The 13,798-nt window shown below is 68.8% G+C and carries 18 protein-coding genes, 1 tRNA gene and 1 pseudogene; 4 read left to right on the forward strand and 16 right to left on the reverse strand.

Annotated features, from left to right (window positions below; genetic code table 11):
* The first annotated feature begins 35 nt into the window (after positions 1-35).
* Positions 36-818 (forward strand): hypothetical protein, encoded by a 783-nt coding sequence (locus KIK05_RS27985; RefSeq protein WP_214413848.1) that lies wholly within the window; start codon positions 36-38, stop codon positions 816-818.
* Here KIK05_RS27985 and KIK05_RS27990 read toward each other — a convergent pair.
* From KIK05_RS27990 to KIK05_RS28030, 10 genes are all read right to left on the reverse strand, one after another.
* A complete protein-coding gene (locus tag KIK05_RS27990) occupies positions 712-2,085 on the reverse strand; it encodes a hypothetical protein (protein ID WP_214413849.1) in 1,374 nt (457 codons plus the stop codon). The genes KIK05_RS27985 and KIK05_RS27990 overlap by 107 nt on opposite strands.
* Before the next feature lie 134 nt (positions 2,086-2,219).
* Positions 2,220-2,519, reverse strand: coding sequence for a DUF1416 domain-containing protein (locus KIK05_RS27995; RefSeq protein ID WP_214413850.1), 300 nt, complete (start codon positions 2,517-2,519; stop codon positions 2,220-2,222).
* A complete protein-coding gene (locus KIK05_RS28000) occupies positions 2,519-3,358 on the reverse strand; it encodes a sulfurtransferase (RefSeq protein WP_214413851.1) in 840 nt (279 codons plus the stop codon). Before KIK05_RS28000 ends, KIK05_RS27995 begins: the two co-directional genes overlap by 1 nt.
* Positions 3,359-3,372: 14 nt before the next feature.
* Complete coding sequence (locus tag KIK05_RS28005) at positions 3,373-3,783, reverse strand: DUF4395 domain-containing protein (protein ID WP_214413852.1); 411 nt, start codon at positions 3,781-3,783, stop codon at positions 3,373-3,375.
* A gap of 93 nt (positions 3,784-3,876) precedes the next feature.
* Positions 3,877-3,960 carry a putative leader peptide gene (locus KIK05_RS49455; protein ID WP_358546035.1) on the reverse strand — a complete coding sequence of 28 codons (84 nt, stop codon included), beginning with the start codon at positions 3,958-3,960 and terminating at the stop codon, positions 3,877-3,879.
* Positions 3,961-3,992: 32 nt separating this feature from the next.
* Positions 3,993-4,322, reverse strand: a complete 330-nt coding sequence (locus KIK05_RS28010) for a TlpA family protein disulfide reductase (RefSeq protein WP_250563604.1) — start codon at positions 4,320-4,322, stop codon at positions 3,993-3,995.
* Between the two features lie 163 nt (positions 4,323-4,485).
* On the reverse strand, positions 4,486-5,313 hold the full coding sequence (locus KIK05_RS28015; RefSeq protein WP_214413853.1) for an anti-sigma factor family protein: 828 nt from the start codon (positions 5,311-5,313) through the stop codon (positions 4,486-4,488).
* Positions 5,310-5,822: a sigma-70 family RNA polymerase sigma factor gene (locus KIK05_RS28020; RefSeq protein WP_214413854.1), complete on the reverse strand. Its 513-nt coding sequence runs from the start codon at positions 5,820-5,822 to the stop codon at positions 5,310-5,312. Before KIK05_RS28020 ends, KIK05_RS28015 begins: the two co-directional genes overlap by 4 nt.
* Before the next feature lie 31 nt (positions 5,823-5,853).
* Positions 5,854-6,528 (reverse strand): LmeA family phospholipid-binding protein, encoded by a 675-nt coding sequence (locus tag KIK05_RS28025; RefSeq protein WP_214413855.1) that lies wholly within the window; start codon positions 6,526-6,528, stop codon positions 5,854-5,856.
* A gap of 126 nt (positions 6,529-6,654) precedes the next feature.
* Complete coding sequence (locus KIK05_RS28030; protein WP_214413856.1) at positions 6,655-6,912, reverse strand: MoaD/ThiS family protein; 258 nt, start codon at positions 6,910-6,912, stop codon at positions 6,655-6,657.
* Positions 6,913-7,204: 292 nt separating this feature from the next.
* Here KIK05_RS28030 and KIK05_RS28035 point away from each other — a divergent pair, with 292 nt between their 5' ends.
* A complete protein-coding gene (locus tag KIK05_RS28035; protein WP_214413857.1) occupies positions 7,205-7,924 on the forward strand; it encodes a response regulator transcription factor in 720 nt (239 codons plus the stop codon).
* A 72-nt stretch (positions 7,925-7,996) separates the two neighbouring features.
* Here KIK05_RS28035 and KIK05_RS28040 read toward each other — a convergent pair whose 3' ends face one another.
* Positions 7,997-9,703 (reverse strand): bifunctional metallophosphatase/5'-nucleotidase, encoded by a 1,707-nt coding sequence (locus tag KIK05_RS28040; protein ID WP_214413858.1) that lies wholly within the window; start codon positions 9,701-9,703, stop codon positions 7,997-7,999.
* Positions 9,704-9,802: 99 nt separating this feature from the next.
* Between KIK05_RS28040 and mshD the strand changes: the two genes are divergently transcribed.
* Entirely contained in the window at positions 9,803-10,759 is a 957-nt protein-coding gene (gene mshD / locus KIK05_RS28045) for a mycothiol synthase (RefSeq protein ID WP_214413859.1), read from the forward strand.
* Positions 10,760-10,781: 22 nt separating this feature from the next.
* Here the strand turns inward: mshD and KIK05_RS28050 are convergent, their stop codons facing one another.
* The 3 genes from KIK05_RS28050 to dcd form a co-directional block, all read right to left on the reverse strand.
* Positions 10,782-11,780 (reverse strand): inorganic phosphate transporter, encoded by a 999-nt coding sequence (locus KIK05_RS28050; RefSeq protein WP_214413860.1) that lies wholly within the window; start codon positions 11,778-11,780, stop codon positions 10,782-10,784.
* Complete coding sequence (locus KIK05_RS28055; RefSeq protein WP_214413861.1) at positions 11,781-12,398, reverse strand: DUF47 domain-containing protein; 618 nt, start codon at positions 12,396-12,398, stop codon at positions 11,781-11,783.
* Positions 12,399-12,585: 187 nt separating this feature from the next.
* Positions 12,586-13,161 carry a dCTP deaminase gene (gene dcd, locus KIK05_RS28060; RefSeq protein ID WP_214413862.1) on the reverse strand — a complete coding sequence of 192 codons (576 nt, stop codon included), beginning with the start codon at positions 13,159-13,161 and terminating at the stop codon, positions 12,586-12,588.
* A 115-nt stretch (positions 13,162-13,276) separates the two neighbouring features.
* Between dcd and KIK05_RS28065 the strand changes: the two genes are divergently transcribed.
* A tRNA-Gly gene (locus KIK05_RS28065) sits at positions 13,277-13,350 on the forward strand.
* Positions 13,351-13,413: 63 nt separating this feature from the next.
* On the opposite strand, the gene KIK05_RS47240 is transcribed toward KIK05_RS28065, so the two are convergent.
* Together KIK05_RS47240 and KIK05_RS47245 are read right to left on the reverse strand one after the other, a co-directional pair.
* Positions 13,414-13,569, reverse strand: a complete 156-nt coding sequence (locus KIK05_RS47240; protein ID WP_250563629.1) for a hypothetical protein — start codon at positions 13,567-13,569, stop codon at positions 13,414-13,416.
* 36 nt (positions 13,570-13,605) lie between these two features.
* Positions 13,606-13,722, reverse strand: a pseudogene (locus KIK05_RS47245) (hypothetical protein); the annotation flags it as partial.
* Positions 13,723-13,798 lie beyond the last annotated feature (76 nt).

Raw genomic sequence — 13,798 nt, forward strand, 5'->3', positions numbered from 1 at the left:
CGGACGCCCGGGTGTGGCCGCCGCCGGAGCCGGAAATGAGGAGCACCTCGACCATGCCGATCCCGGTGGTCGACGGAGGTCCCCGGCAACAGCAGGCGTGGCCGCCTCCAGGCGGCCCCGGCGCGCAGGTTCCCGGAGGGCAGGTTCCCGGAGGGCCCGCCGCACCGGCCCCGGCCCCGCCACAGGTCCCCGGTGGCCCGCTGCCGCGACGCCGTCCCGGCCCCGCCGCCGCTGCCCCGGCCGCGCCCGCCGCCGTACCCGCCGAGCCGCCCCAGGCCGCACCCACCTCCCGCCGTCGTCGCCGGCCGCCGATGCCGAAGGCGGCCAAGATCGGACTGCAGTTCTTCGGCGCGGTCGGCCTCACGGCGGCGATCGTGGGCGTGCAGTGGTACGACGCGCTCGACCAGTACCGGCAGAAGAACCCCCCGGCCCAGGTGCGCCACGTCGCGCACGGCCAGGAGGCGCCCCTGGAGAACGCCAAGTGGCGGGTGCTCAGCATCGGCCCGTTCGCGCAGCAGCAGGCGGAGACCCCCGACCGCGTCATGCTGCAGATCGAGGTGCAGGCCACCGGCCTCAACGCCGACGCCAAGTACTACACCAGCAGCGTGCCGGGCTTCTACATGACCGACAAGGCCGGCCGGCTGTGGCTCGCCCAGGCGTGGAAGACGCCCGAGGAGCTGAAGGTCGGCGTGCCGGGCACCTTCACCCTGGTCAGCGCGGTCCCGAAGGCACTGGAGGACCAGGTCGAACTGGTGATGTGGGCGAACTCGTACCAGGGGAAGAACCAGTCGGGACCGTCGCTGCACTTCGACCGCTGACCGCCCCGGCGCGGCGCCTGCGCTCCGCGCCGGCGAGGATGTCGAACGTCGCCGCCAGCAGACAGGTGGTCAGCACCGCCATGGCCAGGTCGACCGCGAAGGAGGTCGGCTTGTGCAGCACGTCCCAGAACAGGTACGGGTGGTCGTTGCCCACCAGGTAGTCGAGCCCGCGCCGGGCGTAGCCCTCGCCCACGTGCAGCGCGGCGAAGCACAGGGTGAACAGGCCGAACAGCGGCGCCCCGCCTCGTACCGTCAGCCGCACGGTGTGCGCGATCGGCAGCCAGTGCCCCCACCGGCCGAAGAACTTCCCCAGCGTCCGGCGGGTGAGGGAATGGGTGCGCTGGGTGAACATCTCGCCCGCCTGCGCCGCCGTCCTCTCCAGGCGCGTGCCCTTGATCACCGTCTGGGCGTCCTCGGCGTAGGCGCCGTACATCAGGATCGCGACGGTGAGCCAGGCGGCCGGTAGCACCAGGGCGTCCCAGGCGAACGGCTTGACCTCCCCGACCGCGCCCCAGAAGGCCTCCCAGCCGGGGATGTGGGTGCGGAGGGTCTCCAGGAGCGAATCCCACCAGGAGTACATCGTCCGGTGGCCCACCCAGTCGGTGCGCGAGGCGATCACCTGGGCGCCGTAGTAGAAGAAGGAAAGCTCGCAGAACGACACGGCGAAGGACGCCACACGGCTTCCGGCACGCTCGTACCAGACGGTGAAGAAATACCTCGCCACGAACGCGATGATCATGATCGTGAAGGTGACGTTGAAGCTGAGTCCGGTGATGCCGGTGCCGGTGTCTCGGGTCTGGCCGGTGAGGAAGTCCGAGAAGGCGCCGATATAGCCGTACTGGGTGCTCTGCCGGGAGATGTCGGTCTGGATGAAGGCGCGCACGTCGTCCTGGTGCCAGCCCCAGGTGAGATAGAGCACCACGAACGGAACGATCACCCGGCTCAGGGCACCGACGAAGCCCTCGTCCGCATCGCCGTCCGCCCGCCTGGCACGCATCTCGTACAGCGCCCCGCGCAGCGAGTAGAACATGCCGGCGCTCACGATCAGGTTCGCCATCACCATGATGATGAAGACGAACATGGTCAGCGCGAGCCGCAGGTCGCGCATCGAGCCGTGGGACATCTCGGTGCCGCCCACGAGCAGGCCGAAGCGTATGAGCTGCCCTGCCGAGTACCACATGGTCAGCGGCAGGATGCACCGCCCGGCCAGGCGCAGGGTGTGCCACGGCAGCGACCAGACAGCTGGGGTGCGGATCGAATCGGACATCTGGGGAATCCTATCGACGGCGCACCACGCGTCGCAGCCGCATCAGGGGGACTTCGAGATTCATGGAAGAAACGGTGCGGGCCGGCGCCCCCGCGAAGGGGACGCCGGCCCGCACCGGCCGTGGTTCAGATCACTCAGACGGCGACCTGGAGCTGGGAGACCTCGCCGAGGCGGGCCTCCACCGTGACGTCCTTGGTGACGCCACCGCCCGCGATGATGCGGACGGTCCAGGAGCCGGGAGCGGCGAAGAAGCGGAAGATGCCCTCGTCGGACACCACGACCTCACCGGTGAACTCGCCGGACTGGTCCAGCAGGCGGGCGTACGCGGTGCCGGCACCGGTCACGACGCCCTGGATGACGGCCTGGTTCGACAGGTCGATCCCGGCCGGAAGGGCGACGGTCTGCTCAGGTGCGGCGCAACCCTGGATGGTCATCAGCGGGCCTCTCCCAGCTCGATCGGCACGCCCACGAGCGAGCCGTATTCGGTCCACGAGCCGTCGTAGTTCTTCACGTTCGCCTGCTGGAGGATCTCGTGCAGGACGAACCAGGTGTGAGCGGAGCGCTCACCGATGCGGCAGTAGGCGATGGTGTCCTTGCCGAAGTCGACGCCCGCCTCGGCGTAGAGGACACGGAGCTCGTCGTCGGACTTGAAGGTGCCGTCGTCGTTGGCCGCCTTCGACCACGGGATGTTGCGCGCGGTCGGGATGTGGCCGCCCCGCTGCGCCTGCTCCTGCGGCAGGTGGGCGGGGGCCAGGAGCTTGCCGGTGAACTCGTCGGGCGAGCGGACGTCGACGAGGTTCAGCTTGCCGATCGCGTTGACGACGTCGTCGCGGAAGGCGCGCAGCGAGTGGTCCTGGTCGTTGGCGACGTACTGCGTGGCGGGACGCTCGGCCACCTCGGTGACCAGCTCGCGGGAGTCGAGCTCCCACTTCTTGCGGCCGCCGTCGAGCAGCTTGACGTTCTCGTGCCCGTACAGCTTGAAGTACCAGTAGGCGTAGGCGGCGAACCAGTTGTTGTTACCGCCGTAGAGGACGACGGTGTCGTCGTTGGCGATGCCCCGAGCCGACAGGAGGGCCTGGAAGCCCTCACGGTCCACGAAATCACGGCGGACCGGGTCCTGCAGGTCCTTCTTCCAGTCGATCTTGACGGCACCACGGATGTGGCCCTTGTCGTAGGCGCTGGTGTCCTCGTCGACTTCGACGAGCACAACGCCCGGGGTGTCGAGGTTGGCCTCGACCCAGTCGGCGTCCACCAGTGCGGCGGAGCGGCTCATTGGGGAACCTCCCGTTATCGGGTTGCGGCGGGCATTAGACGGCGGATGATCAAGTACATTTCGCAGCCCAGGCACAAGCCGAAGGCGGCGTTCAGGAAGGCGGCCAGCAAGGCCGCGGCGGTCGCGCCGAGCGCGAACGGCGTGATCTGCGCGGCGAACCCGATCAGCCCGGCGACTGCGAAGGCCAGCCCGACACCCTGCGCGAAGCGGGGCGGGGCGGGATCCTCCATCTCCGCCGGCGGACCGAGTCTCGGCCGCACCAACCGTCTGAAGATGAGCCCGTACGGTGAGGCGCCGGCGACCCCCAGAGCGAAGACCACGCCCTGAGCAAGGAGAAGCCAGGCGTTGCCCGTGAGCAGGACCAGCGCCAGGATGAGCGTCGTGACGGCCGCGGAAAACCGCGTACTTCGGGGATCAACCTGCATAGCGGGAAGCTCCTGAAGGGATCGTGCCGGAAACGCATAAATCGGGCACTATTCAGATCTCAGATCGGTGCGGTGAAAACCGCGAGATCGCCCTCAGGCCATACGACAGAGCGCGGTGGCGACGCGGCAGAAATCGACCGCGCGCCGCTTCGTCAGCAGCTCTGTCGAGGGTGTCATGTCCACGACAGTACCCGGCGTCTTGCCATCTGTCACGTGGCGTCCGGTTCATGAGACACCACGGAGCCGAGAGCTGCGATGACGTCGATCTTGCGGGGCTGGCCGGACGCTTTCTTGACCACACGTCCACCACCGTCGACCACCAGGACGGTGGGCGTGCCCATCACCTCGAAGCGCCGGACGAGATCGAGCCGGGACTCGGCGTCGATCTCGATGTGCCGCACTCCGGGCACCATGCCGGACACGTCGGAGAGGATGCGCCGGGTCGCGCGGCAGGGCTGGCAGAACGCCGTGGAGAACTGCACCAGCGTGGCGCGCTCGCCCAGCTCCTCGCCGAGGTCGGCCGCCGCCACCACGTCCATGTCCCTCCTCACGGCCCGCACCACACCACGCCGCCGCGCCGCCACACCGATGGCGAGACCCACGACGAGCGTCACACACAACACAGCCACACCGGCCATCGCCACCGACAACACCCCCTCTCCACCCCACATTCCCGGTGTGGATCGGCGCCCGGTACGGCGGTCAGCCGGCGGGTGGGCGGATGGAGATCAGGAGTTTGCCGGTGGAGGTACGGATGTCGAAGCGGGCGATGCGGTCGGGGGCGAGGTCGGTGTAACCAGGGCCGGGCTGATAGCCGGAGGTGGCGACGGCCTTCCAGCTGCCCGCCGGGGACTCGGTGCCGTCCGTTCCGATGGCCACCAACCGGCAGCGGGTGCCCTCCGCGACGCCGGACAGCATGACCTGGATGGCCGTGCCGCCACCACCGGGGGCCAGGCTCAGTTCCGCGCGCACCCGCCCCTGCTCCTTCTTCCAGGGGAGCGCCGCCTCGGTCCGCATCATCGCCGACTGGCTGGGAGAGGGCACGGCGAGGGCGTCGGCCCGGCCGGAGTCCTCCGCCGCTCCGTTCTCGTACCCCTGCTGCTTGCTCTGTGCCTGGGGATCGGAGACGCCGCGCTTCGCGGCGTTGCCGGCCGCGCTGTCGGTCACCGGCGCGCTCGCCCCGGCGATCTCGGGCCCGCGGGAGTTGGACACGGCGACCCACACCGTGCCCCCCACGACGACCGCGGTCAGCGACGCGGCGAGCCCGAGCATCAGCCTGTGCACCCGGCGGCGCTTGGCGGAGGCGGCGATCAGCCGGTCGAGCACGGCGTGCGGCGGGCTGGACGCGTGCTCGATGTCCTCCTCGGAGACCTTGCCGAGCATGGCGCTCAGCCCGCTGAGCTCCTCGAACTCGGCACGGCACTCCGGGCAGGCGGCCAGGTGCGCCTCGACCTGGACGGCCTCCTCGGGCTCCAGCGCCCCCAGCATGTGCGAGCCCAGGGACATGCGCACCTCCTCACACGTCGTCATGGCGCGAGCCCCCGCTCCTCCAGAGCCAGCTTCAGGGCGCGAAGCGCGTAGTAGGTGCGCGACTTCACCGTTCCCGGCGGGATGCCCAGCGCCTCGGCGGCCTCCTTCACCGATCGCCCTCGGTAGTAGGTCTCCATCAGCACCTCGCGGTGCTCGGGCCGCAGGGCCGCGATCGCGTCGGCGATCCCCCACGATTCCAACGCCCGCTCCAACTCGTCGTCGGCGGGCAGGACGGCGAGGGCCTCGTCGCTGGTCTCCTGCGGCCGGGACCTCCGGGCGCGATGGTGGTCGACGACCAGGTTGCGCGCGACGGTGAACAACCACGCCCGTACGGGCCGGTCGGCCAGCACGTCGGGATTCTTCCACGCGCGCAGCAGCGTCTCCTGTACCACGTCCTCCGCCTTGCCCGGATCACCCGTCAATCGCAGTGCGTAACCATAGAGAGACCCGCCGTGCTCCTCGAACAGCGTCCGCATCAGTTGCTCGTCGGCGGTTCCAGCGGGGGTCACATCCTCATGACGTAAAAGGGCCGCGAGTGGTTCAGGCGTGGAGCGGGACGTCGGTCGCACTGCCCTCGATGGCCAGTCCCTGGGACGTGCTGCGCACACTTTCGATCTTCAGGCTGAGCGGGAGGTTCTTGATCGGCACCTCGAAGGTGAGGAGCCGTCCGGCGTTCGGGACCTGGATGCCGTTCACGCTCTCGGGCGTCAGCCGTACGCCGCCGCGACTCACCTCGATCTTCATCTTGGCCGTGACGGGGACGTTGATGCCGGCGACGGTGAGGTTGCCGGTGACCTTGAGGCTGTCGTCGCCGCCGCCCTCGATGTGCACGCCGCGCGGCGCCCGGGCGTTCAGTGTCTGCCGCGAGATGACCACGGTGCCGTCGATCTTGTCGGCGCGGATGCCCGAGGTGGTGCCCTGGATGAGCTCCATGAGGGGGGCGTTCACCCCGTGCAGCACGGCGTCGATCCCGGAGATCTTGGCGCCGTCGGGCGTGGTCATCGCGCCCATGCTCACGTGGATCTCCTCGTACCGCCCGGCGACGGCCTGCGTGAGGAACGGGATGCCGTTCACCTCGACCTTGGGCGGGGTGTTCAGGTCGTACTTGGCCGCGATCTGCCGGGAGACCTCGCTCTCGACGCCGGCGACGGCGACGCGGTCGAGGACGGCCAGGAGTATGCCGAGCAGGATGAGAAAGACGATCAGCTTGCGCATCCGATTCCTTCGGGAGGCCACCTTTGATGCAGAGTATCCGCGCGCGCTCCAACTCCCCACCGGCTCAAGGGCGAAACCGTCGTCCACGACGCCGGGCCACGGAGCACGTCCCGGGCGGGGTGAGGATCATCCGCCGGCGAACGGGGGCAGGACCTCGACGGTGGCCCCGTCGGGCAGTTCGACGTCGTGGGGGTCGCGGACGCCCGCGGGATGGCCGTCCACGAGGAACGAGCACCGCCGCAGCACACGCGGCAGGTCGGAATTTTCGTACTTCAGTGTGATATGCGCCACCAGCTCGCCGAGAGTGCCCGCCTCGAACGGCTCCTCGGCCACCCCGGCGGCCTCCTTCGCGGCCGCCCAGTAGCGGACCGTACCCTTTGCCATCCTGCGCCCCTCCGTGTCACCCGGCACTGCCGTACGGGTGTCGATGACTGTCCGCGAGGGAATGCTTACGTCTGTTCGCCGCGTGGCAAGACGTTCACCACGTGGACGGCCTATGGACCGAGCTTTCCCGTGGGCTATCCTCACCTACTGACGGGACCTGGGCGACGTAGCCCCCGGGTCCTTTACGTGTTTGTACGGCTGGCGCCGTCACAACGCGGGGAGGAGTTGGATGCGGTGGGTAAGCGGTCCCGTGTCGACTCACCCCGGGTCAGCCTCTGGATTAGGAGGTGCTGTGAGTAATCTGCTCCTGCTCACCAACGCTCTGGAGCCCTCAGCCGAGGTCCTGCCGGCGCTGGGACTGCTGCTCCACTCGGTACGGGTCGCTCCCGCGGAGGCCTCCGCGCTGATCGACGCCCCACCGGCCGACGCCGTGCTGGTGGACGCGCGGAGGGAGCTGGTGCACGCCAAGAGCCTCTGCCGCCTCCTACGCACCACGGGCATCGACTGCCCGTTGATGGTCATCGTCACCGAAGGCGGCCTGGCCGCCATGACCGCCGAGTGGGGGGCCGACGACGTCCTCCTCGACACGGCGGGGCCGGCGGAGGTCGAGGCCCGGCTCAGGCTCGCCACCGGCAGGCTCGCGATCGCGGCCACCGAGGAGGTGCCCGACGAGATCCGCAGCGGCGACCTGGCGATCGACGAGGCGACCTACACCGCCCGGCTCCGCAACCGCGTGCTCGACCTGACGTTCAAGGAGTTCGAGCTCCTCAAGTACCTCGCCCAGCACCCCGGCCGGGTCTTCACCCGCGCCCAGCTGCTGCAGGAGGTCTGGGGGTACGACTACTTCGGTGGCACCCGCACCGTGGACGTCCACGTGCGGCGCCTGCGAGCCAAGCTCGGCGCGGAGTACGAGTCGCTGATCGGCACCGTCCGCAACGTCGGGTACCGCTTCGTGCCCGACCGCGGCGGCGAGCAGAGCGACGACCGCGAGCCGGCCCCCGCCCGCCAGTAGACGTGCGAAAGGCCTGCTCCACGCCGCTGCGCGGAACAGGCCCTTCGGTTCAGCCGTGCGAGCCCGCCCTGGCTAGCTCGCGAGCGTGATGCGGTTCAGCGCCGGCGGCGCGGCCGGCGAGTGCGCGCCGAGGTACGCCACGAAGGCGTCGATGTCGAGCGGCCCGCTCCACAGGTTCGTGCCCTGCTTGAAGACGGTGAAGCCGTCGCCGCCGCCGACGAGGAAGTTGTTGGCCGCCACGCGGATCTGCTGCGCGTCCGTCACCGGCGTGCCGTTGATCTTGATGTTCGACACCCGCGAGCCGACCGGCTGCGAGGGGCTCATCGTGTAGGTCAGCGACGCCGACGGCTGCAGGACGCGCACGATGCCGCCGCTCTGCCACTGCTGCTCCAGCAGCGCGTCCAGCTGGGCGCCCGTGAGCGTCACGACCTGCATGAGGTTGTTGAACGGCTGCACGGTGAACGCCTCGCCGTAGGTCACCACGCCGTCGCCCTCGGACCCGCTCTGCGCGTAGGTCAGGTCGGCGCGGACACCACCCGGGTTCATCAGGGCGATCTCGGCGTTGCCGCCGGTCTTGGTGGCCTCCAGCTGCGCGTCGGCGATGAGGTCGCCGAGCGCCGTCTCACCGGAGGGGCCGGCCGCACGGGTGACATCGGCCGTGATCTTGCCGATGGGCTTGTTCGCCACCGTGGAGACGCGGTCCTTCCAGGTCTGGACGAACTGCGTGATCTCGGGGTCGGGGGTGACGTCCCTGGTCACGACGTGGTTGTCGGCGACCACGGACGAACGGACGACGTCGCCCGTCCGCCTGTCCACCTGGAAGTCGATCGTCGTCAGCACGCGGCCGAACGACGAGCCCTGGGTGTAGACGCGGTCCTGGCCCGCCGGGTCCTCGGTCTTGCAGATGTAGGCCTGGTGGGAGTGGCCCATGACGACCAGGTCGACGTCCGGGCTGAGACCCTGGGCGATCCGGGTGCCGGCGCCGGGGGTCACCGGGCAGGCGTCCGGGCTCTGGCCCGGGGTGATCTGGTCACCCTCGTGGACCAGCGCCACGATCGCCTTGACGCCCGCGAGCCGCAGGAGCTTGGCCGCGCGGTTGCCCGACTCGACCTCCTCGGCGAACTTCAGCCCGGCGATGCCCGAGGCGGTCACGATCGACGGGGTGGTCTGGGTGACGAGGCCGATGAAGCCGACCCGGACCCCGTTGATCTTCTTGATGGCGACCGGCGGCAGGGCGTAACGGCCGCTGTTCTCCTTCAGGACGTTGGCCGCGAGGTACTTGTAGTCGGCCCCCTTCCACTCCCCTGCCGGGGAGCAGCCGTCGGTGGGGTGGCAGCCGCCGTTCTGGATGCGCTTGAGCTCGGTCAGGCCCTCGTCGAACTCGTGGTTGCCCACCGACGAGACCGACAGGCCGAGCTTGCCGAGCAGTTCCACGGTCGGCTCGTCGTGGTAGGCGGCCGAGATCAGCGGCGAGGCGCCGATCAGGTCGCCCGCGGCCACGACCGCGGAGTTCTTGTTCACCAGCGACTTCAGGTGGGTCGCCAGGTAGGCGGCGCCACCCGCGGGCACCGAGACGCCCGCCTCGTTGACGATCGCGCCGCTGGAGCCGGTCGGGGGCTCCAGGTTGCCGTGGAAGTCGTTGATGGAGACCAGCCGGACGGGCACCGTGGCGGGCTTGTGGGAGGTCGGGTGCGCCGACGCGGGGCCGGCGGCGACGGATAGACCGGTGGCGGCGATGAGGCCGGCCACCGCGATCCGCGCGAACGCTCGTGAGCTCATAATCTCCGAGGTTAGAGACGGAACCTCAGCAGCAAACGACGCAGAGGTAACGATTTACCCCATCGCTTGGTGGCGTGTTCTGCCAGTTAGAGTTCCACCATGAAGCCGCGCGTGGACATCCGGGAACGACTGAGCGACCAGGAGGTGGCCTCCGTGGTCGCTCTGGTCGACGCCGCCACGGAAGCCGACTCCGTCCGTCCTCTCAACGAGCACGTCATGCTCCACCTGCGCTACGGAGGCGATCCCGGAGCGCGAGTGGTCCTCCTGTACGACGGCGACGAGCTGGCGGGGTTCGCCCACGTCGACCCGACCGACCAGGTCGAGGGGCCGAGCGGCGAGCTGGTCGTCCACCCCGCCCACCGCCGGCGCGGTCTCGGACGCCGCCTGCTGGAGACCGCGTTGACCGAGAGCGGCGGCCGGCTACGCCTGTGGGCGCACGGCGACCGGCCGGAGGCGGGAGGCCTGGCCGCCTCCATGGGCTTCACCCGGGTGCGGTCCCTGTGGCAGATGCGCCGTTCGCTGTTCGCCCCGCTGCCCACCCGGGAGGTGCCCGCCGGGGTACGCCTGCGCGCGTTCGACCCCGCCACCGACGAGGAGGCGTGGCTGAAGGTCAACGCGCGGGCGTTCGCCCACCACCCCGAGCAGGGCTCCTGGACCCTCGACGACCTGCGGCGCCGCGAGCAGGAGCCCTGGTTCGACCCGGCCGGCTTCTTCCTCGCCGTCCGCGACGCCGGCAGCACCGAAGGAGGGGCGCCGACCGGAGCCGGCGACCGGCTCGTGGGATTCCACTGGACGAAGGTCCACGGCGACGACGACCCGCACGCCCCTCACGGGCACAACGCCATCGGAGAGGTCTACGTCGTCGGGGTGGACCCCTCCGAGCAGGGCAGCGGCCTCGGCAAGACGCTCACCCTGGCCGGGCTCTGCCACCTGCGGGCCCGCGGGCTCGCCCAGGTCATGCTGTACGTCGACGAGGACAATCCCGCGGCGATCCGGCTGTACGAGTCCCTGGGGTTCACCCGGTGGGACGTCGACGTGATGTACCGCCACAGTTGAGCGATGTGGGGATCGGGGGTCATTACTCCACGATGAAGTGGAGGAGGTAGTAGGAAAGCGCGGAGACGGCGGCCGCGGCCGGGATCGTCAGGACCCACGCCGTGACGATGTTCCCCGCCACACCCCAGCGCACCGCCGACAGGCGCTTCGTCGCGCCGACGCCCATGATGGCGCTGGTGATGGTGTGGGTGGTGGAGATCGGCGCCTTGGCGGCGATGGCCATCGTGTACAGCACGACGGAGGCGGCCGACTCGGCCGCGAATCCCTGCGCGGGGTCGAGGTGGATGATGCGGCGGCCCAGCGTCCGCATGATGCGCCAGCCGCCGGAGTACGTACCCAGCGAGATCGCGGCGGCGGCGGAGAGGATGACCCACTGGGGGATGGGGTCCTTCGCACCCAGGAAGCCGCCGGTGTACAGCGCCAGGAAGATGACGCCCATCGTCTTCTGGGCGTCCTGCAGGCCGTGCCCGAGCGCCATGGCGGCCGCCGAGACGGTCTGGGCGTACCGGAAACCCTTGCCGGCCCGGTGGGGGTTCGCCCTACGGAAGATCCACAGGATCGCGATCATGATGAGCGCGCCCAGGAAGAAGCCGACGATCGGGGACAGGACCATCGGGATGACGACCTTCTCCACCACGCCGTTCCAGTGGACGATGCTGGACGCCGCCAGGGCGGAGCCCACCAGCCCGCCGATCAGGCCGTGGCTGCTGGAGGAGGGAAGGCCGAAGTACCAGGTGATGAGGTTCCAGGTGATGGCGCCGATCAGTCCGGCGCCGACGATGACGAGGCCGTGGGTTCCGGCCGGGGGTTCGATGATCCCCGTACCGACCGTCCTCGCCACCTCGGTGCTGATGTGCGCGCCGACGAAGTTCATGGCGGCGGCCATGAAGAGCGCGGCACGGGGGGTCAGAGCGCGGGTCGAGACCGAGGTCGCGATCGCGTTCGCGGCGTCGTGGAAACCGTTGGTGTAGTCGAACACCAGGGCGATGACGATGACGCCGATGACAAGTGCGAGCTCCACTTAGCTTTCCTTGACCGCGATCGACTCGATCGTGTTGGCCACGTGCTCGAAGGCGTCGGCGGCCATCTCCAGCTGGTCGATGACCTCTTTCATCTTCATGACGGTCAGGGCGTCGTACTCGCCGCCGAAGAGCTTGGCGAGCAGGCGTCGGTAGACCTGGTCCGCCTGGTTCTCCAGGCGATTGATCTCGATCCAGTACTCGTTGAGGTTGCTCATCGACCGCAGGCGCGGCATGGCCTCGGCGGTCAGCTCGGCTGCCCGCTCCAGCACCTCGACCTGCCGGACGACCTCCTTCGGGAGGTGGTCGATCTGGTAGAGGCCCACCAGGTCGGCCGCGGCCTCCATGTAGTCCATCACGTCGTCCAGATTCGAGGCGAGGCGATAGATGTCCTCACGGTCGAACGGTGTGATGAAGCTCTCGTTCAGACGGTTCATGATCGCGTGAGTACGCTCGTCGCCCGCGTGTTCGCAGGCGCGCATCTTCTCGGCCAGTGCCTCTCTGTCCGAGCCGTCGCTGATGATCTCGACCAGCAGACGGGATGCGGTGACGAGATTGTTCGCCGAGTCGGCGAACAAGTCGTAGTAGCTGTCCTCACGAGGCGTGAGACGCAGGCGCACGTCGTTCTCCAGATGTGCGGGGACGGTCCGCAGAGAAGAGTAAGGGGTACCAGCTGAAATGCGAAGTTCGTGACATGCACTCCCCCGTGTAACTTTCTCTTCCCTCTACCTTTGCCCCCTGTTCACCATCTGACACGGGCGCATCACCGAGATGTCGCCACCCCGGCGCACGCCGTTCAGGGAATGATCAAATACGTGTTCGGTGGAAATTCATGAAGGACCGGCTCGGCGTCGGCCCCCGCTGCCCCTGGTACCGCGAGCCGTACCTGACGCTCCCGTACGGATGCTCCGCCGGCGAGCTGAGCTTGAACATGCACAGCTGCCCGATCTTCATCCCCGGCCAGAGCTTGATGGGAAGCGTGGCGACGTTCGAGAGCTCCAGCGTGACATGCCCCTCGAACCCCGGATCGATGAACCCCGCCGTCGAGTGGGTGAGCAGCCCCAGCCGGCCGAGACTCGACTTGCCCTCCAGCCTGCTCGCGATGTCGTCCGGCAGCCCGATCACCTCGTACGTCGAGGCCAGCACGAACTCCCCCGGATGCAGGATGAACGGCTCCTCGCCGTCCGGCTCCACCAGCCGCGTCAGCTCGGCCTGCTCCACGGCGGGATCGATGTGGGGGTAGCGGTGGTTCTCGAAGACCCGGAAATAACGATCGAGCCGGACGTCGACACTGGACGGCTGGATCATCTCCACGTCGAACGGATCGATCTTGACCCGCCCTGACTCGATCTCGATACGAATGTCACGATCGGATAGCAGCACGTCAGCAACCTACCAACGCCGCCCCCTCCCCTCGATCCGAACTCGACCCTCCCGAGTGGAGGTGACAGCCCCGGAGTTCCGCTAGAGTAGGTGCGTCGTCAGTCATCTGACCGACGCGGGTGTAGTTCAATGGCAGAACATCAGCTTCCCAAGCTGACAGCGCGGGTTCGATTCCCGTCACCCGCTCCACCGCGAAGGCCCAGGTCAGGGGAATGATCCCGACCCGGGCCTTGATTGTTTCTGAGCTGAATCTCACTCGCATGCCAGACCCGTGCCAGACCAGTTGATCTTGGTTTCAGTGAGGGGCGGATCGTCACCGTCCTCGGGCTTGAGCCCTTCCTTGACGATCTCCCCTAGTGCGTCGGCGATGGCTCGATCACGATCCTGAGCCGTGTGCAGGTAGATCATCGCCGCCTTGGTGCTGGAGTGGCCCATACGGGCCATAAGTTCCTTGAGGGAGGCACCGGTCGACGCGGCGAGCATGTTTCCCGTGTGCCGTAGGTCGTGAAAGTGGATCTTCGGGATCTCGGCTTTCGCGAGCGCTCTGGCCCACACCTTCATGAAGTTGCCGCGCCGGAGCTGCGCCGTGCTCCCCCACGAAGACCAGGCCGTCAGGCTCCGGCTCGCTGAACCGCTG

It is taken from the genome of Sphaerisporangium fuscum, assembly GCF_018531465.1.
GTDB lineage: Bacteria > Actinomycetota > Actinomycetes > Streptosporangiales > Streptosporangiaceae > Sphaerisporangium > Sphaerisporangium fuscum.